The sequence below is a fragment of the Streptomyces sp. NPDC042100 genome, assembly GCF_055582325.1.
In genome coordinates this window covers 105,070-128,250 of record NZ_JBVJDK010000001.1, presented here as the reverse complement: position 1 = coordinate 128,250, position 23,181 = coordinate 105,070, and the positions used below count along the sequence as shown (strand labels likewise).

Genomic DNA, 23,181 nt, shown 5'->3' with positions numbered 1-23,181 from the left:
GACGAGGGCGGTTCCGGGGCCGTCCCCGGGGCCGGTTCCGGGGACGGCCCCGGAGCCACCTGGCCGGGCCGAAATCCGCTGGCGGCCCGCCCCGCCCCTTCCTACGCTGCGCCCCCATGGACTCCTTCGGCAAGACCTCCTTCGTCTGCCTGCCGTGCCGGGCGTCGTACAAGCAGCCGTACGCGGACATCACCCGCGAGCGGCGCTGTCCGCGCTGCGCGCGGACGCTGATCCACGCCGGCTCGGCGTTCGCCCCGCCCAGGCGCCGGGACCTGGCTGCCTGGCGGGCGCTCTCGGTGCTGCTGAACGCGGGTGTCGGCTTCCACAAGAGCTGCTGCGGCGGCCCCGGCTGGCGGCCCCGCACCCTCCGCGAGGTCAAGGCCAGGACCGCCTACGCCCGCCGCACCGGCGAACCCCTGGCCCGAGCCCTGCTCCGCTACGAACTCCCGCCGTCCTGAGCCGGGGCCCACGCCCGCCCACGCCCCGCCCCCCGGGAGCCCCTCACATCCCCCGCAGATGCCCCGCCAGCCGGTCGTACTGCTCGCGGACGCCCGCCTCCATGCCCGCCGCCAGGGCCTGGTCGCGGGTTTCCGTGGTGGGCCAGAAGGAGGTGCTGGTGAGGGCGGTGCCGCCGGTGGGGGTGGCGTCGAAGGAGAGGATGACGCGGACCGGGCCGGTGTCCGGCATCTGCTCGAAGTGCTCGGAGTAGACGAGGCGTTCGGCCGGGACCAGCTCCTCGTAGGTGCCCGAGAAGACGATCTCCTGGCCGTCGGGGGTCCGCTGGCCCCAGCGCCAGGCGCCGCCCGGGCGCAGGTCGATCTCGCAGACGGACATGGTGAGGCCGGGCGTCCCGTACCAGGCCCGCACGTGCTCGGGGCGCGTCCACGCCTCCCAGACCCGCCGTACGGGGGCGTCGAAGGTGCGGGTGACGACCAGTTCCCGGTCGGCCGGCGTGGTGAGCAGCGTGATCATCGGCTTCTCCCGTCTGCCCGCGGGCGGCCGTGCGGGGCCCTCTCCTCAGGATCGTACTGACGCACTCCGGTCGCAAACAGGGACGAACCAATAACCGAGTGAACACGTTCAACGGTGAAGCGCTATCGTGCTCCCACGCGGCCTGCGATCTCTACGCGCCGCCTTCCGACCTGTGGGGGGTCCCTCAGATGCGCTCTACGCGCACGCTGCCGCATGTCCTGGTACGTGCGGCAACCGTTTTCGCTCTTTCGGCAGGCGTCGCCCTGCCCGCCATCGTCGCGGCACCGACCGCGTACGCGGCGACCGTGACGCAGACCGTCACCCTGGACGACGGCCGGCTGACCCTCGGGCTGCCCGCCAACGCGCTCTGGGTGAAGGTGAGCGTCCTCGCCTCCGCCGACGCCGGCGCCGGCACGCTCTTCGCCACGGACGAGCTCACGTCCACCGGCTACAACGCCTGGACCACCGACGCGGCGATCAAGCTCCCCGAGGGCACCGCCTTCGGCGACTACCCGCTCGCCGTCGAGTACCGGATGCCCGGCGGCATCGTCGAGCGCTGGACCGGCGGCACCTTCGGCTACAAGCCGCACACCGGCGTCGAGTCGGCCGTCTTCGACCGCAAGACCACCAGCTACGACCAGCGCGAGGTCGTCCTCAAGGGCAAGGCCACCACCTGGAACCCGGCCACCGGCGAGCGCACCGCCGCCGCCGAGGGCACCGCGGTCTCCGTCACGCTGGCCCTGCGCGACGCGTTCGCCGCCACGCGCAGCACCACCTCGACCGTCACCACCGGCGCCGACGGCACCTTCTCGCTGCCGGTCACCCCGGACGCCGAGATCACCGGCGGCACCGCCGTCGTCGCCCCGGCCCTCGGCATCGACCCGGACGCGGCGCGCCCGCTGTCCGGCGTCGGCGTCGACAAGCTGACGTACCGGATCACCTCGGACACCAACAAGACCCGCGCCAACGCCAACACCGACGTCCGGGTCACCGGCCGCGTCGAGCGGCTGACCGCCGAGGGCTGGAAGGGCTTCGAGGGCGCCCCGGTCATCTCCACCGGCACCGAGCCGCTCTCGTACGGCTCCGGCGTGGTCGACCAGATCGGCGCCGGCACCACGGACGCCAACGGCTTCTTCGCCCTCGCGGCCCGCGTGCAGTACTCGACCTCCGGCGTCTTCACCGGCCTGCGCCCCTCCGTGTACTACGGCAAGGGCAACGACCGTCCGTACGACCACGCCGCCGTCGCCGTGCCGCAGAGCTTCTGGTTCGCCGACACCCGCATCACCATGGACGAGTTCGGCCGCCTCACCGCGACCGGCCGTCTGGCCACCAACGCCTCGGTGAGCTGCTACGAGAAGCCCGACTGGGTCGCCTTCCAGGTCTCCCTGGACAACGGCCGCACCTGGTACAACATGAAGTCGCAGGCCACCCCGTGGTGCAGCTTCTCGTTCGAGACCTGGGGCTACGAGAACGCGCTCTACCGGATCTACCACCCGGAGACGGACCGTTTCATCGCCCGGACGAGCAACACGGTCCGCCTGACCCGGACGCCCACCCGGATCGTGAACGTCTCCATCACCCCCTCCCGGCCCCGCACCGGCTCGACGATGACCGTCAAGGCGCTCGTCCAGCAGAAGGTGAAGGGCGTCTGGAAGGCCATGCCGGGCGCGAAGGTCACCCTCGTCTTCAAGCCCAAGGGCGACCCGAACTGGTACTGGGTCAAGAAGGACATCGCCACCAACTCGGCCGGCAACGTCAACTTCAAGGCCACCAACTACGGCGACGGCACCTGGGCGCTCGTCCTGCAGTCCAAGAACGGTTTCTTCTACAGCGAGTCGAGGACCATCTATGTCGATGCGCTCTGATCTCCGACGCGCCGACCTGCGGCGCATCGCCGCCGTGTCCCTCGTCACGGCCCTGACCCTGGGGGCCGCCGCGGCCCCCGCCCTCGCCGACGAGCCGGTCCCGACGCCCACCGTGGGCATCGGCCGCGCCGTCACCGACGCCAACCAGCGCGGCAGCTTCCAGGTCACCGCCTGGACGGACGCCCCGCAGGCCACCGTCACCGCGGTCTCCGCCAAGGTCCGCAGGGGCGACACCGTCCTCGCCGACATCCCGGCGCTGATCCAGTCCGCCCCGGGCACCTTCAAGCTGCCCTCGGACGCCACCCTGAAGCTGACCGAGGACGAGGGCACCCTGCCCGAGCTCGGCCAGTACGCGATCGACGTCACCGCCACCGACTCGCTCGGCAACACGGTGACCCGCGCCGGCGCGGGCACGCTGGACTTCACCCTGCGCCCGCTGCTCACCTTCGCGGTGGGCACGCCCGGCTGGAACGACCCGAACATCCGCCCGCAGGGCAAGCTGTCCGGCGTCCAGCCCGGCTCCGGCGACATCGTGCCGCTGCCCGGCCGCTCGGTCTCCTACCAGCGGGCCACCCCGGACGAGGGCCCGGCCCAGTCCGCGGTCACGACGGACACCGGCGAGTTCGCCGGCGCCCCGATCCCCGCGACCCGGTCCTACGAGTCGTACCTGGCCTCGTTCACCGAGAACAGCGCCGAGGTCCACGGCACCGCCACCGACCAGCGCTACTTCAGCGAGTGGCAGGCCCGGAAGATGACGGTCACCGCCACCGCCGACAAGACCCGCGCGGTCAGCGGCGAGACGGTCACCATCACCGGCCGGGTCACCGACCCGGAGAACGGCGGCGCCCCGCTCGCGGACCAGCCGCTCCGGGTGACCCTCGGCGCGCCGCACGACTACTACCAGCCCAGCACCCCGTTCCCGCAGACCGTGCGGACCGACGCGGACGGCTACTACACGGCGAAGCTGATCGCCGCGGCCGGCCCGAACGCCGAGGGCTGGACCGTCGAGTCGGCCGACCTCTTCCAGGCCTTCTCGCCGGTCCAGGGCACGCTGGTCATGCCCCTCGACTCGCGCACCACGACCATGAGCTACTCGCTCCGGGCGGACGCGCGCCTCACGGTCTACGGCCAGCTCCGCTCCCCGTACGAGCGCTGGTCCGGCTCCTCGTCCTCGCAGACGGTGCTGCTGGAGCAGTCGCCCGACGGCCGCACCGGCTGGAAGCAGGTCGGCTCGACCAGCTTCTACTCCAGCGTCCGCTCCACCTTCGGCATCGCCGTGTGGAACAAGGGCGGCTGGTTCCGGCTGCGCCACGTGACCTCGGACCAGTACGCGGAGTCCGTCAGCACCCCGTTCCGGGTCACCCGGACCGAGACCCGCGTGCTGAACGTCAACGCGGCCCCCGAGCCCGTCCGCAAGGGCGCGACGGTGACCGTCACGGGCACCCTCCAGCACAACGTGAGCGGCTGGAAGCCGCTGGCCTCGAAGCAGCTCCAGCTGCAGTTCCGGGCCAAGGGCACCTCGAAGTGGGTCACGGTCGCCAAGGGCAACACGGCGGCCAACGGAAACATCGCGCTGAAGCACAAGGCGACCGTGGACGGCGTGTACAACCTCGTCTACGTGGCCGACACGGCGCACTTCCAGTCCTCGGGCGTGGCGGACTACGTCGACGTCCGCTGACCGGGTCCCTCGGACTCCGGTCCGGGAACGACTGAAGGGCGGCACCCCCTGGGGGGTGCCGCCCTTCGGCGTTCAGCGGTGAACCGCCGATCCTCCGATCACCTACGGGAGGATCAGAAGTCCATGTCGCCGCCCGGCATACCGCCACCGGCGGGCGCGGCGGACTTCTCCGGCTTGTCGGCGATGACGGCCTCGGTGGTGAGGAACAGCGCCGCGATGGAGGCGGCGTTCTGCAGCGCGGAGCGGGTGACCTTCGCCGGGTCGATGATGCCCTCGGCGATCATGTCCACGTACTCACCGGTCGCGGCGTTCAGGCCGTGGCCGACGGGGAGGTTGCGCACCTTCTCGACGACGACGCCACCCTCGAGACCACCGTTGACGGCGATCTGCTTGAGCGGGGCCTCCAGGGCCAGCTTGACGGCGTTGGCACCGGTGGCCTCGTCGCCGTCCAGCTCCAGCTTCTCGAAGACCGCGGAGGCCTGCAGCAGGGCCACGCCGCCACCGGCGACGATGCCCTCCTCGACGGCCGCCTTCGCGTTGCGCACGGCGTCCTCGATGCGGTGCTTGCGCTCCTTGAGCTCGACCTCGGTCGCGGCGCCGGCCTTGATGACGGCCACGCCGCCGGCCAGCTTCGCGAGGCGCTCCTGGAGCTTCTCGCGGTCGTAGTCCGAGTCGCTGTTCTCGATCTCGGCGCGGATCTGGTTCACGCGACCGGCGACCTGCTCGCTGTCACCGGCACCGTCGACGATGGTGGTCTCGTCCTTGGTGATGACGACCTTGCGGGCGCGGCCCAGCAGGTCGAGGCCCGCGTTCTCCAGCTTGAGGCCGACCTCCTCGGAGATGACCGTGCCGCCGGTGAGGATGGCGATGTCGTTCAGCATGGCCTTGCGACGGTCGCCGAAGCCCGGGGCCTTGACCGCGACGGACTTGAAGGTGCCGCGGATCTTGTTGACGACCAGGGTCGACAGGGCCTCGCCCTCGACGTCCTCGGCGATGATCAGCAGCGGCTTGCCCGACTGCATGACCTTCTCCAGGAGCGGGAGCAGGTCCTTCACGGAGGAGATCTTGGAGTTGACGATCAGGATGTACGGGTCATCCAGGGCCGCCTCCATGCGCTCCATGTCGGTCGCGAAGTACGCCGAGATGTAGCCCTTGTCGAAGCGCATGCCCTCGGTGAGCTCAAGCTCGAGACCGAAGGTCTGCGACTCCTCGACGGTGATGACGCCTTCCTTGCCGACCTTGTCCATCGCCTCGGCGATGAGCTCGCCGATCTGGGTGTCGGCGGCGGAGATGGAGGCCGTGGAAGCGATCTGCTCCTTGGTCTCGACATCCTTCGCCTGCTCAAGGAGCGCGCCGGAGACGGCCTCGACGGCCTTCTCGATGCCGCGCTTGAGGGCCATCGGGTTGGCACCGGCGGCCACGTTGCGCAGGCCCTCGCGGACGAGCGCCTGGGCGAGGACGGTGGCGGTGGTCGTACCGTCGCCGGCGACGTCGTCCGTCTTCTTGGCGACTTCCTTGACCAGCTCGGCGCCGATCTTCTCGTACGGGTCCTCGAGCTCGATCTCCTTGGCGATGGAGACACCATCGTTGGTGATCGTGGGGGCGCCCCACTTCTTCTCGAGGACGACGTTGCGGCCCTTGGGGCCGAGGGTGACCTTGACGGCGTCAGCGAGCTGGTTCATGCCGCGCTCGAGACCGCGCCGGGCCTCCTCGTCGAACGCGATGATCTTGGCCATGTGAAGTGGTCCTCCCGGACATGGGGTGGATAACGCTCCTGGACCGTGCCGACGCCCGCGACGGACGGCCCGCTCACCCTGTGGTTCCTTGCCCCACATGGCCGCGGACCTCGTCTGCCCGATCCTCGTAAGCACTCTCACCTTCAGAGTGCTAACGCCAATGATTAGCACTCGCCCCATGCGAGTGCAAGCGACTACCGAGGATCGGTCACACCGCGCGGCACACGCCCGGCGCGCGAGCCGGGCGCACGCGGCGGGCACCGGGGGCACCGGGGCGCGACCGTGACGCGGCGGGACATGACGAGGGGCCCGTACCCGGATTCCGGATACGGGCCCCTCGACGGAAGTGCGTCGGTGGCCGATCGCGCCGCGCTCAGGCGGTGGCGAGCTTGACCATGTCCGCCTGCGGACCCTTCTGGCCCTGCGAGATCTCGAACTCGACCCGCTGCCCTTCTTCAAGGGTGCGGTAGCCGTCCATCTGGATCGCGCTGTAGTGGACGAAAACATCCGCACCACCGTCGACCGCGATGAAGCCGTAGCCCTTCTCCGCGTTGAACCACTTGACGGTGCCCTGAGCCATGCCTAACTCCCCTATTACTGGCCCTTGCGCGGGACCGCACTTCGCGGACCCGGGTCAGACCCTGCGCCGGAACGCGTCGACCGCCGCTGAATGTATCTGCCCAACTGCCCTCTGCAACAGGTCAATCCGACGAGAATTCTGGGCGCCCCCGAAAGGGGAATTGGGGAGAATCCCTTGAATTCCGGGTCAAGTCGGGCCGGGCAAAGCGCGCAGAAGGTACACAAGGCACGGGCGCTTTGGCTGCTTCTTGTCGTGCGCGGGCGCATTCTCATATGCGACCGGCATGAGCAGCGGAGGGGACTTCCCCAACTCTACCGCTTCCAACCATGCAGAATTGCCCCCTCCGCTTCTTAGCGCGGAAGGGGCAATTCAGGAAAGACGGGAAAGACGGGAAAGCCAGGTACGGGCTCGGCCGCCGGACTCGGCGGCCGGGCTCAGCCGCCGGCGACCGCCGGGATGATCGAGACACCGGCGCCGTCCGGCGTGGCGGTCTCCAGGCCCTGCTCGAAGCGCACGTCGTCGTCGTTCACGTACACGTTGACGAAGCGGCGCAGCTTGCCCTGGTCGTCCAGGACGCGGGCGGCGATGCCGGCGTGGTTCTTCTCCAGGTCCGCGATGACCTCGGCGAGGGTCGCGCCCTCGGCCTTCACCTCGGACTCGCCGCCGGTGTAGGTGCGCAGGATGGTGGGGATGCGGACGTTCACTGCCATGGGTTCACGGACCTTTCAGTGGGCCAGGCCCGCGTCGCGGAACGCGTCCAGGCTCGGGCGGATGGTGGCGGTCGCCTGAGAGCTGTCGGCAACGGCGTCCAGGGTCTTGAGCCCGTCGCCGGTGTTGAGGACGACCGTCGTCAGCGCGGGGTCGATGAGACCGTTCTCGACCAGCTTCCGGGTGACGCCGACGGTCACGCCGCCCGCCGTCTCGGCGAAGATGCCCTCGGTGCGCGCGAGGAGCTTGATCGCGTCGACCACCTGCTCGTCGTTCACGTCCTCCACGGCGCCGCCGGTGCGGCGGGCGATGTCGAGCACGTACGGGCCGTCGGCCGGGTTGCCGATCGCGAGGGACTTGGCGATCGTGTTCGGCTTCTGGGGGCGCACCACGTCGTGGCCGGCCTTGAAGGCGGCGGAGACCGGGGAGCAGCCCTCGGCCTGGGCGCCGAAGATCTTGTACGGCTTGTCCTCGACCAGGCCCAGCTTGATGAGCTCCTGGAGCCCCTTGTCGATCTTGGTGAGCTGGGAGCCGGAGGCGATCGGGATGACGAGCTGGTCCGGGATGACCCAGCCGAGCTGCTCACAGATCTCGTACGCGAGCGTCTTGGAGCCCTCGCCGTAGTACGGGCGCAGGTTGACGTTCACGAAGCCCCAGCCCTCGCCGAGCGGGTCGCCGATGAGCTCCGAGCAGAAGCGGTTGACGTCGTCGTAGTTGCCCTCGATGGCGACGAGGTCGCCGCCGTAGACGCCGGCCATGACGACCTTGCCCTGCTCCAGGTCGTGCGGGATGAAGACGCAGGAGCGGAAGCCGGCCCGGGCGGCGGCGGCGCCGACGGCGCCGGCCAGGTTGCCGGTGGAGGAGCAGGAGAGGGTGGTGAAGCCGAAGGCGCGGGCGGCCTCGATGGCCTGGGCGACGACCCGGTCCTTGAAGGAGTGGGTCGGGTTGCCGGAGTCGTCCTTGACGAACAGCCTGCCGGGCTCGACGCCGAGCTCGCGGGCGAGGTTGTCGGCCTTGACCAGCGGGGTCCAGCCGGGGTTCAGGTTGGGCTTCTCGGCGACGTCGGCCGGGACGGGCAGCAGCGGGGCGTAGCGCCAGATGCTGGCGGGTCCGGCCTCGATGCGCTTGCGCAGCTCCTCCGGGTCGCCGGCGGGCAGCTCGTACGCGACTTCGAGCGGGCCGAAACACAGTTCGCAGGCGAAGATCGGGCCGAGCGGGAAGGATTCACCGCATTCGCGGCAGGAGAGTCCGGAAGCGGGACCGAGATCGACGGTGGTTCCGGATGCGACGGTCTGTACAGCCATGGAGGCGAGGCCCTTTCTCCTCATCTTTCCCATGACGAATTTTTCGCCATGAGACGGATTTGGCACCTTCCCTAGCCGGTGGCCTCGCTGGAGGACGAGAACCGACTGGAGGGTTGCCGGGGCTTCAACGGGCCGTTTCCCTCTGCCCCTCTGGATGAGCGGTATTCGATTGTGAGACGCGGTCGGCACCCCGACATGCATCGGGGATCCGCGTTGTTCAAGACTGTAACCGAAGGCTGCGAAGGTGGAGACGGTCGTCCGATCCGCGAGATGGAGATCACGTTGCTGGAAGAGGTGGAGCGCTGGCTGGCCCGGCGGTCCTGGTCCGTTGCCGACCGCCCGCTGGAGCGCGTCCTGGCCGCCAAGCGGGGCACGAAGGTCAGCGTGGTGCTGCCCGCGCTGAACGAGGAGGCGACGGTCGGCGCGATCGTCTCGGTGATCCGCCGCGAGCTGATGACCGAGGCCGTTCCGCTGGTCGACGAGCTCGTGGTGATCGACTCGGGCTCCACGGACCGCACGGCGGAGGTGGCCTCGGCGGCGGGCGCGCGGGTGGTGGCGCGCGACACGATCCTGCCCCGGATACCGGCGGTGCCCGGCAAGGGCGAGGTCCTGTGGCGGTCACTGATGGTGACGACCGGGGACGTGGTCTGCTTCGTGGACGCGGACCTCAGGGACTTCTCCGCGGACTTCGTGACCGGCATCGTCGGCCCGCTCCTCACCGACCCGGACGTGGACTTCGTGAAGGCGATGTACGACCGCCCGCTCGGCGACACCCCTGGTCAGGGCGGCCGGGTGACGGAGCTGGTGGCGCGCCCGCTGCTCAATCTGCACTGGCCGCAGCTGGCCGGCCTCGTGCAGCCGCTGGGCGGCGAGTACGCGGCGCGGCGCTCTCTCCTTGAGCGGCTGCCCTTCCCGGTCGGTTACGGAGTGGAGCTGGGCCTGCTGGTCGACGCCCTGCACACGGTGGGCCTGGACGCCCTGGCGCAGGTGGACGTGGGGGTGCGCAAGCACCGGCACCAGGACGGGCGGGCGCTGGGCCGGATGGCGGCGGCGATCTACCGGACGGCGCAGCTGCGGCTGTCCCGGGGGCACCTGGTGCGGCCCTGGCTGACCCAGTTCGAGCGGGGCGAGCGGGGCTTCGAGCCGCACACGTACCCGGTGGACACGGAGGAGCGCCCGCCGATGGCGGAGATCGCGGAGTACGCGCGGCGCCGCGTGGCGTAGCTCCGAATAGTCATGATTTCTGCATAAATTCCCGTTTCATGCGGTCGAGAAATGAAACGGGAATCCTGCTGACGGTCCTCGTCCTGCTGGCCGGGCCGCTCTCCCTCGCGGGAGCCGCCCCGGCCGCCGCCGATGTCGTCGAGCCCTTCGGCAAGCGGTACGAGGCGGACCTCTACGGCGACTTCATCACCATCGGCAACACCGTCATCGGCTGCCCCACCGCCCCCGCGGACCTGGCGGCGCGCTGCGCGACCGCCGCCTCCGGGCAGGGCGCGGACAACAACAACACCTTCGACATGGAGCGGATCGACACGGCCGCCATGAGCGCCGGCTTCGGCTCCAGCACGGGTCACGTGGTGATCCCGCCGGGCGCGAAGGTGGCGTACGCGCGCCTCTTCTGGGGCGGCGACGACGGCACGTACCGGGGCCCGAGCGGCGCCGCGCTCGCCCGCTGCGACATCTCCGGCGCCGACGTCGACCGCTCCCCCGGCGACCCCGCGACGACCGTCCCGAGGATCCGGGTCGGCACCGGCACGGGCACCGCCACCGGCACCCCGGTGACGCCCGAGCACGTGGTCACCGACCCGGCCGACACCCACGGCCCGCACTACTACACGGGCGAGGCGGACGTGACCGCCGCGTTCACCACCGCCAAGGGCGACACCCCGGTCGCCGTCGGCGGGATCTGGGCGCCCAGCGGGCGCGGCTGCGTGGCCGGCTGGTCGCTGACGCTGGTGTACGCCTACCCGGCCCCGGACCCGAAGCACGCGCCCGACCGGCGCGCCGTCTACGTCTACGGCGGCCACGTCCTCCAGCGCTCCAGCTCGCCGGCCACCACCGTCACCGTCGACGGCTTCTACCGCGGCGGCGGCAAGGCGCGGGCCGGCGTCACCGCGTACGAGGGCGACTGGAACACCCCTGGCGACCGCTTCCTCGTCGACGGGCACAACGTCACCGAGCCGCACACCGGCAGCACCAAGAACTTCTTCGTCAGCGCCGGCGACGGGGCCGTGAACCCGAGGCTCGTCAACAACCTGAGCATCGACGCCGAGGCGTTCGACCTGCCCGCCGGCGCGATCCCGGCCGGCGCCACCTCCGCCGGCCTCACCTTCACCACCAGCGGCGACACCTACGTGCCCTCCGCGCTCGCCCTGTCGGTGCCGGTGCCGGACCTGAAGGCCTCGCTCGTCCAGCGCCCGCCGGCCCGCCCGACCCCGGCCCCGAGCCCGACCCACGCGTCCCCCCACCCGACCCCGACCACCTCGAAGCCCGCCCCGCCCGTCCGCCACGCCCCGCCCGCCCCGCACCCCGGCGCGCACGGGGGCGCGATGGCGGAGACCGGCGCGAGCGGGGAGCGGCTGTGGCTGCTGGGCGCGCTGGGCCTGGCGCTGGCGGCGACCGGACTGGTCGCGCGGGCGGCGGTACGGGGCCGCAGGGAACACTGAACCGGCCCGCCCGTCCGGAATCCGTACGTTTGAGCGTGTACCGGACGGGCTAGGTTCGCCCCATGGCTACCGTCCTCGTGGCATCGAACCGCGGCCCCGTCTCGTACACCGTGCGTGACGACGGCTCCCTGGACACCCGGCGCGGCGGCGGAGGGCTCGTCGCGGGCCTGGGCGCCGTCGCCTCGGAGGGCGGCCTGTGGGTCTGCGCCGCCCTCGGCGACGGCGACCGCGAGGCCGTCCGCCGGGGGGTCGCCGAGCCGGGTGTGCGGATGCTCGACATCGACCCGGAGGTGTACGCCGACGCGTACAACGGCATCGCGAACTCGGTGCTGTGGTTCCTCCACCACCACCTGTACGACATCCCGCGCGAGCCCGTCTTCGACGCGGCCTTCCGCCGCCGCTGGGACGCCTACCGCGCGTACAACCGGGCCTTCGCCGAAGCCCTCGCGCAGGCGGCGGACCCCGGGGCGGCGGTCCTCGTCCAGGACTACCACCTGGCGCTGGTCCCCGGTCTGCTCCGCGCGCTCCGCCCCGACCTGCGGATCGCCCACTTCACCCACACCCCGTGGGCGGCGCCCGGCTATCTGGCGATGCTCCCGGACGACGTCCACCACGAGCTGGTGGCGGGCATGTCGGGCGCGGACGAGCTGGGCTTCCACACCCGCGCCTGGGCCGACGCCTTCCTGGCCGACCCCTTCGTGACGCGGGCCCCCCGGGTGGCGGCGTATCCGCTGGGCGTGGACGCCGACGACCTGCGCGCGCTGGCGCACCGCCCGGAGGTCGACGCGCGGCTGGCCGAGCTGCGCGCCGAGACGGGCGGCCGGAAGACCATCGTCCGGGTGGACCGCACCGAGCTCTCCAAGAACATCCCGCGCGGCCTGCTCGCCTACCGCGAGCTCCTCGCCGCCCACCCCGAGTGGCGCGGCCGGGTCGTCCACCTGGCCTCCGCCTACCCCTCCCGCCAGGACCTGGAGGTCTACCGCGCCTACACCGCCTCGGTGACCGAGCTGGCCGAGGCGGTCAACGAGGAGTACGGCACCCCCGACTGGCAGCCCGTCCTGGTCTCCGTCCAGGACGACTTCACCCGCTCCCTCGCCGCCTACCGCCTCGCCGACGTGGCCCTGGTCAACCCGGTCCGCGACGGCATGAACCTGGTCGCCAAGGAGATCCCGGTCGTCTCCGACGAGGGCTGCGCCCTGGTCCTGTCCCGCGAGGCGGGCGCCTACGAGGAGCTCCGCGAGGCCGCCCTCACCGTCAACCCGTACGACGTGACGGGCACCGCCGAGGCCCTCCACCAGGCCCTGTCGATGCCGGCCCCGGAGCGCGCGGAACGCACCAAGCACCTGGCGACGGCATCGACGGCCCTGCCGCCCCGCGCCTGGTTCCTGGCCCAGCTGGCGGCGTTGCGTGAGTCCTGAAGGACACAAACGTCCCCGGGCGGCACAGAGGGTGACGTGGGGCACAACAGCGGCGGTGGCCGCCCCCTCGGGGAGCGGCCACCGTCTCAAGGACGTACGACGCGTGCTCGACCGCGTGTCCTGAAGCCCAACCCGTGCCGGTAGATCTCGGGCAGCCGATACAGACCGTCGGTGTCCCGGTCGAGGGCGCCCGCTTCCCTCAGCTTGGTGATGGCATTCGGGTCGAGACCGACATCCTCGGCCGCGAAGGGCATGACCACGTCGTCCGCGTAGCGCCCCACATCGACGAGAAGGCCACCGACCGAAGGGTTCTCCTGCCGTAGTTCCTCCAGCTTCTCCGAGCTGCATCGGACAAGTGCCTGTCGCATGGCGCTGGGCACGAGCAGACGGTCCTGCCAATCTTGATCGCCCTTGGACGTCTCTGCGGCATCCCTGATGAACCTCACCACGTCCCGGGCCTGCACCTGGTCATTGAAGTCCCCGAGTGCTGCGGGGACCCACCTGTCCGAACGGGCCTCTCTCGAGTTCTTCCGGCCCATCTTGACGCCCCACAGCGGCACCAGGGCGTCCACGACCTTGTCACTCCCCAGATCCATCAGGTCGCCGTCGGGTCGTTCGACGGCCTCGGCGGTGGACGCCACCCACAAGGCCAGCCGGAGAGCCTCCTGGCTGTCCCACCTCAAGGCATAGGGCTCGTAGCGGTCAAGGTACTGCCCGAGGTTCTGCCGGACCGCCCAGCGCACGAGGTCCTCTCGGACGAAGATGACCGCGCCGAACGGCCGGCCGCGGAAGGTCCTCAACCAGTCGGGGATCTCGGTGAACAGAGCCCTTAGCGCGACCCGCTTGGCCTCGCCATCCAAGTCCTGGAACACGTCCTCAAGGCCGTCGAACACGAACAACGCCGGCTTCATGGAGCGGTCGAAGAGGACTTCCTCAGGGTTCTTCTCGAGGACAGGCCCTGCGATCGCCATGGCCATGCATCGCAACCAGACGTCCCGCCAGAACGAGGGACGCTCACTGTCCGAGCTGGCCAGTGCCTCGACCAGCACGTTACGGATGTCCAGAGCAGTAGCGCCGGCTCCGGAGGCGGCGGCGGCCCTGAGACGCTGTGGCCCGGTCGCCCCCTCGCCAGCTTCCGTACCCATGTTCGCCGGATCCAGCACAGGAACCACGGGGGCGTCCACCCGTACTTCTTCGTCAGCGCTCTTCGCAAACCTCTGCCAGGTCCCAGCGACACACAACCGCGCATAGGTAAAGGTCTTACCGGACCCCTTCGCACCCACGACCACAGTCACGGGCAACGCCGTGCGGTGATCACCTACCAGGCGTCGCAGCGGAGCTGTCGACAAGAACCCCAGACTGCTGTCCAGCCCGGTCTTCTCCGCGAACACCAAAGACTTCGCCCGATCGTGCAGAGCGATACGCCGCGCGTCGAGGTCGCGGTCGGGCTTGGCCGTCGGGTAGTTCGATGCGTCGGGCTCGACGGCCCAGTTCATGGACTCAAGCAGACGGTCCCCGATCCCGAGTCTCCTGACCACGGCGACGACCTCGTCCCAGGCCTGAGGGAGCGCCAGCAACTCATCTCGAAACGGGCTCAGAAGGGGATCCGTCAGGACCTGGGCATCCACGTCGCTGGTGTCGTGCGGTGAAACCCCACCGCTCTCTCCAGAGGAATCGGTTGCCTGGACTCCCCTCAGCTCAGAGAGTGCCTTGACGAGTTGGACCTTCGCCTGTTCGACCTCCTCCCCGTGCTGATCCTCGCGGTACTGGGTGATTACCACGGAAGGCTCCGGGTCACGGCCGGTGAGAGCGACCGCCTTGTCACCAAGCTGGCGGATCAAGCGATCAGTGCCGTCCAGGGACTGGCTGCTGAGGGTGGTCACGAAGATGCGCTGCACTCTGGGGTCCAGAAGAATCGGGGCCGAGAGCTCCGATGCGCCGGCGCGAAGGTCCACGACCACCGTGTCCAGGCCGGCTTGGGCGGCCAGGTCGGCTAGCGATTCCGTCAGGAAGTACCGGGACCGGTCCGGCGTCAGCAGTTGCCCGGGTTCGATCCGTGGGGGGCCCAGCCTGATACGGCGGCTCGTCGGCAGGACTACCAGCCGCCCACTGCTCCTGTGGAGGAGGGTCTCCTGATTGGCCAAATACTCCGAAGCGATCCGAAGGGCGTGTCTACGGTCCTGGCCGGACGAGCCGTGCAGGAGGGCCAGCACGTCGTCGTACGCGACATCGACCACGCCGCCTTGTGACTCGAACATCCAGCTGATGCCAGGCGCTTCGAGGTCTGCGTCGACGAGGAGGACTTTGCGTCCTTGCTGCGCCAGGAGATCCGCAAAGGCCACAGCGTGGACGGTGCGCCCCACTCCGCCCTTGAACGAGTGAAACGCCACCATTTGAACGTTTCCCGGGAAGGAATCCGATTCCGGGCGAGGAAGCGGCTCCGCGAGCTCGTCGGTGACCCTCCTGTCGGTGAGCTTCGGCAGACGCGGCGACGGACTGATCGAGTCCTCGACGTGAACCGAGATCGACAGACCCTCCGCCTCGAAGCCGCTGGGCCGATCGAGGATCAGCTCGGAGCCAAGGTCAGAGGTACGGACCGAGCCGCGCCCGAACGCCGTGTTCAGCCAGTTCAGGGCCGCCTGTTCACCGGTCCCGGGCATAACGGTCAGCTCGACACCGTCCCACCAGGCATTCACCTCCTTGAGCCATTCCGGCCACCGCCCCTTGGTTGCCAGGACGGTGCAATGCTCATCGACATCGACCCACGTCAGCAGGTTGCCGGGGAGCAAGGGATAGTTCTGGTGCATGGTTCCTCTCCCACTGACCTCAACTTCGCGAAGCTTCGACCAAGGCTCGTAGCGCGTCCAGGGCGGCCTTCTCATCGTCGGCGTGCAGGTCGGCGCCATAACGCCACGCCTCGTGGAGATCCGAGGGCCCCACGTGCGAGCCTTGCTGCGCGTTTCGGCCCTTACCCTGCACGGTTCCTTGCATGATCCTCCGGCACTGAAGCACGGCTTCTCCCAGACCACCAGGAAGGCCCAGTTCCTTCGCCAGGCGCCGCAGGTCGTGAGTCCGCAGATCCTTGGGAAGCTTCGAGGTGTCTCTGGCCATGTAGACGTGATCGAGGATCTCGGCCTTCAGCCCGCACTCCGCCGCGTAGAACAGGAGCAGTCCCCCCGTCGCGGCGTCTCCGACCTTTACCGAGGCCTCGGCTCGCTCGCTCAGTCGCTCACGGCTTTTCCTGAGCTGCCCCACCCTCACATCGACCATCCGACGATGTTATGACCACCGGCCCGGCCCTCGTATCGCACTTTCCAGTTCTGTCAGCAGTCCCACCACCCCCGCCGGCCCCCGGACCGTGAGGTCGGCGCGGTCGGCGAGTTCCGGGACGGACTCCGTGGTGGAGGCGGAGCAGACGAGGAGGCCGGGGGTGCCGTCCGAGCGGAGCTTCTCGACCGCCGCGAACGCGGGCAGGTCGCCCAGGTCGTCGCCCGCGTACAGGACGCACCCGGCGCCCAGTTCGCGTACGTAGTCGGCGAGGGCGACGCCCTTGTCCATGCCCGGCGGGCGGAGCTCCAGGACCATCCGGCCCGGTTCGAGGACCAGGCCGTGGTGGGTGGCCAGGTCGCCCAGCGGGCCCTTCAGGGCCTCGAAGGCGCCCTGCGGGTCGACGGCGCGCCGGGTGTGCACGGCGACCGCGCGGCCCTTCTCCTCGATCCAGGTGCCCGGCCAGGCCCCGATCCGGTCCAGGAAGCCGGGGAGCTCGGCGCGGACGGAGGCGACGCCCGGGTGCGGGGCGGCGGCGCGCACGGTGCCGGTGACGGCGTCCCAGCGCTCGGCGCCGTAGTGGCCGAGGACCACCAGATGCTCCAGGCCCGGGACTCCGGCGAAGCCCCCGTAGCGGACCGCCACGCCGGCGGGGCGGCCGGTCACCACGGCGACGGCCGCCACCCGGGGCGCGAGGGCGGCCAGGGCGGGCACGGCGCCGGGGTGGGCGCGGGCCCGCTCGGGGTCCGGGACGATCTCGGCGAGCGTCCCGTCGAAGTCCAGGGCGACGACGGCCTTCTCGGGCCGCGCGAGGAAGGCGGCGAGGCCGTCGCGGCCGGCTGCGGTGGTCGGGTGCGGAAGGCTGCTGACCATGTCCACGACCCTACCCACGCGGGGGCGTCCCGTCAGCGGCGCGAGGCGCGCTCTTCGCGCACCCGGCGCAGCCGGTTGACCGTCACCGGGTCGTGGGCGAGCGCCCTCGGGTCGTCGAGGAGGGCGTTGAGCAGCTGGTAGTAGCGGGTGGCGGAGAGGCCGAGCCGCTCGCGCACCGCCCGCTCCTTGGCACCGGGCCCCGGCCAGGAGCGCCGCTCCATGGCCAGGACGGCCCGCTCCCGCTCCCCGAGCCCGGCGGCGGGCGCCGCCTCCGCCGGGTCCGTGGGGGCTGTGGGGTCCGCCGGCTCGGTCGGCTCGGTCGGCTCCGTAGGCTCCGTAGGCTCCGTAGGCTCCGTAGGCTCCGTCGGTCCGTTCGTCATACCGACCAACCTAGCCCGGTCGCCGCCCCGCTCCGCCTACTCGGCGTTCTCCGCCGCCGACGCCTGGCGGGCTATCCGGCCCAGGACCTCCGCGGGCTTCGCGTCCGGGGCGACCGCCTGGCCGATGTCCTTCTTGATGACGCCGCTGACCTGGGCCCACGAGGTCTTGCCTACCGGCGGGAGCTGGGAGTCCGGCAGGGCCTCGATGAAGTCGCGCAGGTCGGCGTACTGCGGGTTGGCCGCCATGCTGGCCGAGGCCGTGGTGGTGGCGGGCAGCATGTTGTTGCCGCCCGCGAACTTCAGGACGTTCTCGTCGCTGAAGGCGAAGTCGAGGAAGGCGCCGATCTCCTTGCGGTGCCCGTTCTGCTTGAAGCCCATGATCCAGTCGGCGACGCCCATCGAGGCCCTGGGCTTGCCGGACGTGCCGGGGAGGGCGACCTTGCCGACCTTGACGCCGTTCTTCGCGGCCTGCTGCATCAGCGACGGGTGCCCGTTGAGCATCCCGACCTCGCCGCGCGCGAAGGCGGTGAAGGCCGCCTTGCGGTTGAGCTTGCCGGGGGCGACCGGGCCGGTGAGCCCGGGGGCGACCAGGTTGGTGCGGAGCCACTCGAAGGTGCGGACGTTCGCGTCCGAGTCGATCTTGTAGTGCTCGGTCGCGTCGGTGTAGCCGTCGCCGCCGCTGAGCAGCCACATCATCGTCTCGGCCTGCGCCTCCTCGGGCCCGAGCGGCAGCGCGAAGGGGTACTTGACGCCCTTCTTCTCCAGCTTGCGGGCCGCGGCGGCGAGCTCGTCCCAGGTGGTCGGGGGCGCGGCGACGCCCGCCTTCTCGAACAGGTCCTCGTTGAAGAAGAGCAGCCGGGTGGAGGCGACGAAGGGCATGCCGTACTGGGTGCGCTTGTACTCGCCGGCGGCGACCAGCGGCGCGAGGAAGTTGGCCTGGACCCGGATGGAGAGGAGCTCGTCCGCGGCGTAGAGCTGTCCGGCGGCGGCGTAGTCGGCGTAGGCGCCGATCTGCGCGATGTCGGGCGCCTTGCCCGCCTTGACCAGCTCGGCGACCTTGCGGTCGACGTCGTCCCAGGACTCGACCTGGACCTGGACCTTCACGCCCGGGTTCTTCGTCTCGAAGGCCGAGACGAGGCCGTCCCAGTACTTCCGGGTGGAGTCGCCGCCGCCGAGGTCGTAGTCGGCGGCGACCAGCTTGAGCGTGACGTCGCCGGACTGGGAGTCCAGGGAGCCGCAGCCGGCGAGACCGCCGGTCAGAACGAGTGCCGAGGCCGCCGCGGCCAGTCCAAGGAGTCGTCGCCGCTGCACAGCCGTAACCCGCCCTTTGCTCGTCGTCGAGGCATCACGATCGTCAAGGATCCCGGTCGATCGCCACAGTCCACCGCCGATCACGGCAGATCGTCGCCGATCACCGGTGATCGCCGTTGATCACCGTAGAACGGAAAGTCTCCCGTAGGAAAACGCGAGAGGTCTACACCACTCACATATCGCTTCTGCAACGCATCGCGCGGGGCTCCACCGCCCCTCACCAGGACGAATTTGTATCCGAGCTCAACAATCCTCCGCAGTGGACTAGACCTTTCGGGCATCTTCGCGCGAGACTGTCCCCGTGAGACACGTCATCGCCCTCGATGTGGGCGGCACCGGCATGAAGGCCGCCCTGGTCGGGGCGGACGGCACCCTGCTCCACGAGGCCCGGCGCGCCACCGGCCGCGAGCGCGGCCCCGAGGCGACGGTCGAGACGATCCTGGGCTTCGCCGAGGACCTCAGAGCCCTCGGCCAGGAGCGCTACGGAGAGCCCGCCGCCGCGGCCGGGGTCGTCGTCCCCGGCATCATCGACACCGAGAGCGGCATCGCCGTCTACGCCGCCAACCTCGGCTGGCGGGACGTCCCCCTGCGCGCCCTGCTCAGCGAGCGCCTGGACGGCATCCCCGTCGCCCTCGGCCACGACGTGCGCACCGGCGGCCTCGCCGAGGGCCGGATCGGCGCCGGACGCGACGCCGACCGGTTCCTCTTCGTGCCCCTCGGCACCGGCATCGCCGGCGCCATCGGCATCGGCGGCGAGATCGAGGCCGGCGCGCACGGCTACGCCGGCGAGATCGGCCACATCGTGGTCCGTCCCGGCGGCATCGAGTGCGGCTGCCGCCAGCGCGGCTGCCTGGAGCGGTACGCCTCCGCCTCCGCCGTCTCACTCGCCTGGGCCAGCGCCTCGGGCGACCCCGACGCGGACGCCGCCGACTGCGCCAAGGCCGTCGAGTCCGGCGACCCGGCCGCCGTGCGCGTCTGGCAGGACGCCGTCGACGCGCTGGCCGACGGACTGGTCACCGCGCTCACCCTGCTGGACCCCCGCACCCTCATCATCGGTGGCGGTCTGGCCGAGGCCGGGGAAACCTTGTTCACACCCCTACGGGCCGCGGTGGAGGAGCGCGTCACCTTCCAGAAGCTGCCCGCCATCGTCCCGGCGGCCCTCGGGGACACCGCCGGATGCCTGGGCGCGGGCCTCCTCGCCTGGGACCTGCTCGCCGACCAGCGCCCCGCCGACTCGGAGGTATCCGCCTGATGGCCGTTTCCACAGTTCTCACCGGGGCCCGTGTGGTGCTGCCGACCGGGATCGTCGAGAACGGACGAGTGATCGTCGAGAACGGCCGCATCGCGGGGGCCACCCGCGAGGACGCGCCCTCCCTCGACCTCACCGGCCACTGGCTCGTGCCCGGCTTCGTCGACATGCACAACCACGGCGGCGGCGGCGCGTCCTTCACCTCCGGCACCGTCGACGAGGTGCTCAAGGGCGTCCACACCCACCGGCTGCACGGCACCACCACCGTCGTCGCGTCCTTCGTCACCGGCGAGATGGACTTCCTCACCCAGCGCGCCGGCCTGCTCTCCGAGCTGGCCGAGCAGGGCGAGCTCGCCGGACTGCACTTCGAGGGCCCGTTCATCTCCCCGTGCCGCAAGGGCGCCCACGACGAGACCCTGCTGCGCGACCCCGACCCGGCCGAGGTGCGCAAGCTGATCGACGCGGGCCGCGGCCAGGCCCGGATGGTCACCCTCGCCACCGAGCTGCCCGGCGGCATCGACTCCGTACGGCTGCTCGCCGAGCACGGCGTGATCGCCGCGATCGGGCACACGGACGCCTCGTACGAGCAGACGCAGGCCGCCATCGACGCGGGCGCCACCGTGGCCACCCACCTCTTCAACGCGATGCCCGGCCTCGGACACCGCGCGCCCGGCCCGATCGCCGCCCTCCTGGAGGACGAGCGGATCACCGTCGAGCTCATCAACGACGGCACCCACCTGCACCCGGCCGCCCTGGAGCTCGCCTTCCACCACGCGGGCGCCGACCGGGTCGCCTTCATCACGGACGCGATGGACGCCGCCGGCTTCGGCGACGGGCGCTACATGCTCGGCCCGCTGGAGGTCGAGGTGAAGGACAGCGTGGCGCGGCTCGTCGAGGGCGGCTCCATCGCCGGCTCGACGCTGACCCTGGACCGCGCCTTCAAGCGCGCGGCCACCATCGACAGACTGCCGGTGGAGTCGGTCGTCCAGGCCATCTCCGCCAACCCCGCGAAGCTGCTCGGCGTCTACGACCGGGTCGGCTCGCTGGAGCCCGGCAAGGACGCCGACCTCGTCGTCCTCGACGCGGACTTCGAGCTCAAGGGCGTGATGCGCAAGGGCGCCTGGATCGTCGAGCCGCAGCTCGGCTGACCGGGTCACCCGCTGACCTCGCGTCAGGGCGGTTGGTCCGGGGGTCTGGGCCAACCGCCGTCTCTTTGGCATGATCGGGCGCCAGCGGCTCCGATACGGGACGACCACGAGACGACAGGGGGTGGCACCGGTGATCCTCACGGTCACCCTCAACACGGCGGTGGACCTGACCTACCGGGTCCCCGCGCTCGTCCCGCACGCCTCGCACCGGGTCACCCAGGTCATCGAGCGGCCCGGCGGCAAGGGCCTCAACGTCGCGCGGGTGCTCGGCGCCCTCGGGCACGAGACCGTCGTCACCGGCTTCGCGGGCGGGGCGACCGGCGCGACGCTGCGCGAGCTGCTGGCCCGCACGACGGCCGGGCAGCCGGTGCGCGACGCGCTGGTGCCCGTCGCGGGCGCCACCCGCCGCACGGTCGCCGTGGTCGACGCCGCCGACGGCGACACGACCCAGCTCAACGAGCCCGGACCGGCCATCACCCCGGCCGAGTGGGCCGCGTTCACCGCGCGCTACACCGAACTCCTCGGCGGGGCACGGGCGGTGGCCCTCTGCGGCAGCCTCCCGCCGGGCATCCACGTCGGCGCCTACGCGGAGCTGGTCCGGCTCGCCCGGGGCGCCGGCGTCCCGGTCCTCCTGGACACCAGCGGCGAGCCGCTGCGCCGGGGGATCGCCGCCCGCCCCGACCTGATCAAGCCGAACGCGGAGGAGCTGGCCCAGCTCACCGGCTCCCGCGAGCCGCACCGCGCCACCCGCGACGCCCGCCGCCGGGGCGCCCACACGGTGGTCACCTCGCTCGGCCCCGAAGGTCTCCTGGCGGCCACCCCGGAGGGCCTGTGGCAGGCGGCCCCGCCGGCCCCCGTCCGGGGCAACCCCACGGGCGCGGGCGACTCGGCCGTCGCCGCCCTCCTGGCGGGCCTGGTCGAGGGCACCGACTGGCCCACCCGCCTGGCCCACGCGGTCGCCCTCTCGGCGGCGACCGTCCTGTCCCCGGTGGCGGGCGAGTTCGACGAGACGGCCTACGAGACGATGCTCCCCCGCATCACGGTCCACACCCCGGCGACGGCGGCCTGAGGGGTCCGTCAGCTACCGGGGACGGACTTCACTTCCAGCCAGTCCAGCAGCACGTCGCACTGGTTGCCGGTCTCGCACGAGATCTTGATCTCGTTCTCGCCCTTCTTGAGGTCGACCGGCGCCCAGGTGGTCTGCCAGTTCTTCTCCAGGTTCGGGTCCGAGGAGCTTATGAAGTTCTTGAGGCCGATCGGCTGGGAGTTCGCCTTGCCGTTCACCGTCAGGGTGGCGTTGGCGTCGACGGCCGGGATCGCGTAGCGGACGGTCAGGCGGTACCTGCCCTCCGTCGGCATCGTCGCGTGCCAGGTCACCGAGGAGCCGACCGCGTTGAACCCGGTCACATAGGCGCCGTCCGCGCCCTGCGCGCCCTTGATGTCCTTCGCCAGCACCGCCGACCCGCCCAGCTTCAGCGTCGCCGCGTCCTGCTGGGGCAGGGCCGTGGGGGGCTGGGAGGAGGGGGTGGGGGCGGTCGACGGGGAGTCCTCGACCTGGGTGGGGCCGCCGGAGCCGCCGGCCGTGGCACCCGCCGTGTCCTTGTCCTCGCCACTGTTGGTGATCACCGCCGCCGCGATGCCGATCACGACCACCGCGACGACCGCGACGGCGCCGATCAGCAGGCCCTTGGTGTTGGGGCCGCCGCGCCCGGCCGGGGGCTGCTGGATCGGGCGGGTCTGGGGGCCGCCGGGGTACGTCTCGGGGGCCGCGTACTGCGGGTGCGGCTGGTGGTAGCCCTGCTGCTGCGGCACCTGCGCCGGGGGGCCGCCGTACTGGCGCTCGCCGACCGTACGGACCTGGTTGTACGAGGTGCGGGGGACGCCTGGCTGGGACGCGGGGCCTGGGTAGCCGTAGCCGCCGCCCTGGGGCGGCTGGGCTCCCGCGGCCTGCCCGTCCGCGTACAGGTAGCCGAACGGATCGTCGTCCTCGGGTGTCTTCGCGCCGTCGTTACCCGCAGCCATC

20 protein-coding genes and 1 riboswitch are annotated in these 23,181 nt (G+C 71.2%); of the genes, 9 read left to right on the top strand and 11 right to left on the bottom strand.

The genetic code is table 11. From position 1 onward, the window contains the following. The first annotated feature begins 116 nt into the window (after positions 1 to 116). Positions 117 to 458 (top strand): deoxyxylulose-5-phosphate synthase, encoded by a 342-nt coding sequence (locus ACZ6J5_RS00650; protein ID WP_469386232.1) that lies wholly within the window; start codon positions 117 to 119, stop codon positions 456 to 458. Positions 459 to 501: 43 nt separating this feature from the next. Here ACZ6J5_RS00650 and ACZ6J5_RS00645 read toward each other — a convergent pair whose 3' ends face one another. Beyond that, entirely contained in the window at positions 502 to 972 is a 471-nt protein-coding gene (locus ACZ6J5_RS00645; protein ID WP_469386230.1) for an SRPBCC domain-containing protein, read from the bottom strand. Between the two features lie 305 nt (positions 973 to 1,277). Here ACZ6J5_RS00645 and ACZ6J5_RS00640 point away from each other — a divergent pair, with 305 nt between their 5' ends. Continuing rightward, the gene (locus tag ACZ6J5_RS00640) at positions 1,278 to 2,837 is read left to right on the top strand and encodes a hypothetical protein (RefSeq protein WP_469386228.1); all 1,560 of its coding nucleotides are present in this window, start codon (positions 1,278 to 1,280) and stop codon (positions 2,835 to 2,837) included. After that, a complete protein-coding gene (locus ACZ6J5_RS00635; RefSeq protein WP_469386226.1) occupies positions 2,827 to 4,515 on the top strand; it encodes an Ig-like domain-containing protein in 1,689 nt (562 codons plus the stop codon). Before ACZ6J5_RS00640 ends, ACZ6J5_RS00635 begins: the two co-directional genes overlap by 11 nt. A 113-nt stretch (positions 4,516 to 4,628) precedes the next feature. On the opposite strand, the gene groL is transcribed toward ACZ6J5_RS00635, so the two are convergent. The 4 genes from groL to thrC form a co-directional block, all read right to left on the bottom strand. After that, positions 4,629 to 6,251, bottom strand: coding sequence for a chaperonin GroEL (groL, locus tag ACZ6J5_RS00630; protein ID WP_469386224.1), 1,623 nt, complete (start codon positions 6,249 to 6,251; stop codon positions 4,629 to 4,631). Positions 6,252 to 6,624: 373 nt separating this feature from the next. Continuing rightward, entirely contained in the window at positions 6,625 to 6,831 is a 207-nt protein-coding gene (locus ACZ6J5_RS00625; protein WP_046911137.1) for a cold-shock protein, read from the bottom strand. Positions 6,832 to 7,265: 434 nt separating this feature from the next. Then, entirely contained in the window at positions 7,266 to 7,541 is a 276-nt protein-coding gene (locus ACZ6J5_RS00620) for a MoaD/ThiS family protein (protein ID WP_362482132.1), read from the bottom strand. Between the two features lie 15 nt (positions 7,542 to 7,556). Next, a complete protein-coding gene (thrC, locus tag ACZ6J5_RS00615; RefSeq protein ID WP_469386222.1) occupies positions 7,557 to 8,867 on the bottom strand; it encodes a threonine synthase in 1,311 nt (436 codons plus the stop codon). Then, a riboswitch (SAM riboswitch) is annotated at positions 8,861 to 9,004 on the bottom strand. Its footprint overlaps the gene before it by 7 nt. 121 nt (positions 9,005 to 9,125) lie before the next feature. Between thrC and ACZ6J5_RS00610 the strand changes: the two genes are divergently transcribed. The 3 genes from ACZ6J5_RS00610 to ACZ6J5_RS00600 all read left to right on the top strand — a co-directional run bounded on the left by ACZ6J5_RS00610 (position 9,126) and on the right by ACZ6J5_RS00600 (position 12,930). Next, positions 9,126 to 10,067: a glucosyl-3-phosphoglycerate synthase gene (locus ACZ6J5_RS00610; RefSeq protein WP_469387390.1), complete on the top strand. Its 942-nt coding sequence runs from the start codon at positions 9,126 to 9,128 to the stop codon at positions 10,065 to 10,067. A gap of 38 nt (positions 10,068 to 10,105) precedes the next feature. Further along, positions 10,106 to 11,512, top strand: coding sequence for a DUF11 domain-containing protein (locus ACZ6J5_RS00605; protein ID WP_469386220.1), 1,407 nt, complete (start codon positions 10,106 to 10,108; stop codon positions 11,510 to 11,512). A 62-nt stretch (positions 11,513 to 11,574) separates the two neighbouring features. Further along, positions 11,575 to 12,930, top strand: a complete 1,356-nt coding sequence (locus tag ACZ6J5_RS00600; RefSeq protein ID WP_469386218.1) for an alpha,alpha-trehalose-phosphate synthase (UDP-forming) — start codon at positions 11,575 to 11,577, stop codon at positions 12,928 to 12,930. Between the two features lie 86 nt (positions 12,931 to 13,016). Here ACZ6J5_RS00600 and ACZ6J5_RS00595 read toward each other — a convergent pair whose 3' ends face one another. From ACZ6J5_RS00595 to ACZ6J5_RS00575, 5 genes are all read right to left on the bottom strand, one after another. Further along, positions 13,017 to 15,737 (bottom strand): KGGVGR-motif variant AAA ATPase, encoded by a 2,721-nt coding sequence (locus tag ACZ6J5_RS00595; protein WP_469386216.1) that lies wholly within the window; start codon positions 15,735 to 15,737, stop codon positions 13,017 to 13,019. A 19-nt stretch (positions 15,738 to 15,756) separates the two neighbouring features. Beyond that, positions 15,757 to 16,200 (bottom strand): hypothetical protein, encoded by a 444-nt coding sequence (locus ACZ6J5_RS00590; RefSeq protein ID WP_469386214.1) that lies wholly within the window; start codon positions 16,198 to 16,200, stop codon positions 15,757 to 15,759. 9 nt (positions 16,201 to 16,209) lie between these two features. After that, on the bottom strand, positions 16,210 to 17,070 hold the full coding sequence (gene otsB / locus ACZ6J5_RS00585) for a trehalose-phosphatase (protein ID WP_469386212.1): 861 nt from the start codon (positions 17,068 to 17,070) through the stop codon (positions 16,210 to 16,212). A gap of 32 nt (positions 17,071 to 17,102) precedes the next feature. Further along, a complete protein-coding gene (locus tag ACZ6J5_RS00580; RefSeq protein WP_469387389.1) occupies positions 17,103 to 17,297 on the bottom strand; it encodes a DUF3263 domain-containing protein in 195 nt (64 codons plus the stop codon). A gap of 189 nt (positions 17,298 to 17,486) precedes the next feature. Continuing rightward, complete coding sequence (locus tag ACZ6J5_RS00575; protein WP_469386210.1) at positions 17,487 to 18,761, bottom strand: extracellular solute-binding protein; 1,275 nt, start codon at positions 18,759 to 18,761, stop codon at positions 17,487 to 17,489. Positions 18,762 to 19,062: 301 nt separating this feature from the next. Between ACZ6J5_RS00575 and ACZ6J5_RS00570 the strand changes: the two genes are divergently transcribed. The 3 genes from ACZ6J5_RS00570 to ACZ6J5_RS00560 all read left to right on the top strand — a co-directional run bounded on the left by ACZ6J5_RS00570 (position 19,063) and on the right by ACZ6J5_RS00560 (position 22,227). Beyond that, positions 19,063 to 20,013 (top strand): ROK family protein, encoded by a 951-nt coding sequence (locus ACZ6J5_RS00570; protein ID WP_469386208.1) that lies wholly within the window; start codon positions 19,063 to 19,065, stop codon positions 20,011 to 20,013. Further along, on the top strand, positions 20,013 to 21,158 hold the full coding sequence (gene nagA / locus ACZ6J5_RS00565; RefSeq protein ID WP_469386206.1) for an N-acetylglucosamine-6-phosphate deacetylase: 1,146 nt from the start codon (positions 20,013 to 20,015) through the stop codon (positions 21,156 to 21,158). Before ACZ6J5_RS00570 ends, nagA begins: the two co-directional genes overlap by 1 nt. Before the next feature lie 130 nt (positions 21,159 to 21,288). Then, on the top strand, positions 21,289 to 22,227 hold the full coding sequence (locus ACZ6J5_RS00560) for a 1-phosphofructokinase family hexose kinase (protein WP_469386204.1): 939 nt from the start codon (positions 21,289 to 21,291) through the stop codon (positions 22,225 to 22,227). Between the two features lie 8 nt (positions 22,228 to 22,235). On the opposite strand, the gene ACZ6J5_RS00555 is transcribed toward ACZ6J5_RS00560, so the two are convergent. After that, entirely contained in the window at positions 22,236 to 23,180 is a 945-nt protein-coding gene (locus ACZ6J5_RS00555) for a CBM35 domain-containing protein (protein WP_469386202.1), read from the bottom strand. Position 23,181 lies beyond the last annotated feature (1 nt).

Coding starts and splice junctions, on each gene's coding strand:
- ACZ6J5_RS00650 (WP_469386232.1), top strand. CDS start 117: ATGGACTCCTTCGGCAAGACCTCCTTCGTCTGCCTGCCGTGCCGGGCG.
- ACZ6J5_RS00605 (WP_469386220.1), top strand. CDS start 10,106: ATGCGGTCGAGAAATGAAACGGGAATCCTGCTGACGGTCCTCGTCCTG.
- groL (WP_469386224.1), bottom strand. CDS start 6,251: ATGGCCAAGATCATCGCGTTCGACGAGGAGGCCCGGCGCGGTCTCGAG.
- ACZ6J5_RS00600 (WP_469386218.1), top strand. CDS start 11,575: ATGGCTACCGTCCTCGTGGCATCGAACCGCGGCCCCGTCTCGTACACC.
- ACZ6J5_RS00620 (WP_362482132.1), bottom strand. CDS start 7,541: ATGGCAGTGAACGTCCGCATCCCCACCATCCTGCGCACCTACACCGGC.
- ACZ6J5_RS00555 (WP_469386202.1), bottom strand. CDS start 23,180: ATGGCTGCGGGTAACGACGGCGCGAAGACACCCGAGGACGACGATCCG.
- ACZ6J5_RS00645 (WP_469386230.1), bottom strand. CDS start 972: ATGATCACGCTGCTCACCACGCCGGCCGACCGGGAACTGGTCGTCACC.
- ACZ6J5_RS00635 (WP_469386226.1), top strand. CDS start 2,827: ATGCGCTCTGATCTCCGACGCGCCGACCTGCGGCGCATCGCCGCCGTG.
- otsB (WP_469386212.1), bottom strand. CDS start 17,070: ATGGTCAGCAGCCTTCCGCACCCGACCACCGCAGCCGGCCGCGACGGC.
- ACZ6J5_RS00590 (WP_469386214.1), bottom strand. CDS start 16,200: ATGGTCGATGTGAGGGTGGGGCAGCTCAGGAAAAGCCGTGAGCGACTG.
- nagA (WP_469386206.1), top strand. CDS start 20,013: ATGGCCGTTTCCACAGTTCTCACCGGGGCCCGTGTGGTGCTGCCGACC.
- ACZ6J5_RS00595 (WP_469386216.1), bottom strand. CDS start 15,737: ATGCACCAGAACTATCCCTTGCTCCCCGGCAACCTGCTGACGTGGGTC.
- ACZ6J5_RS00625 (WP_046911137.1), bottom strand. CDS start 6,831: ATGGCTCAGGGCACCGTCAAGTGGTTCAACGCGGAGAAGGGCTACGGC.
- thrC (WP_469386222.1), bottom strand. CDS start 8,867: ATGAGGAGAAAGGGCCTCGCCTCCATGGCTGTACAGACCGTCGCATCC.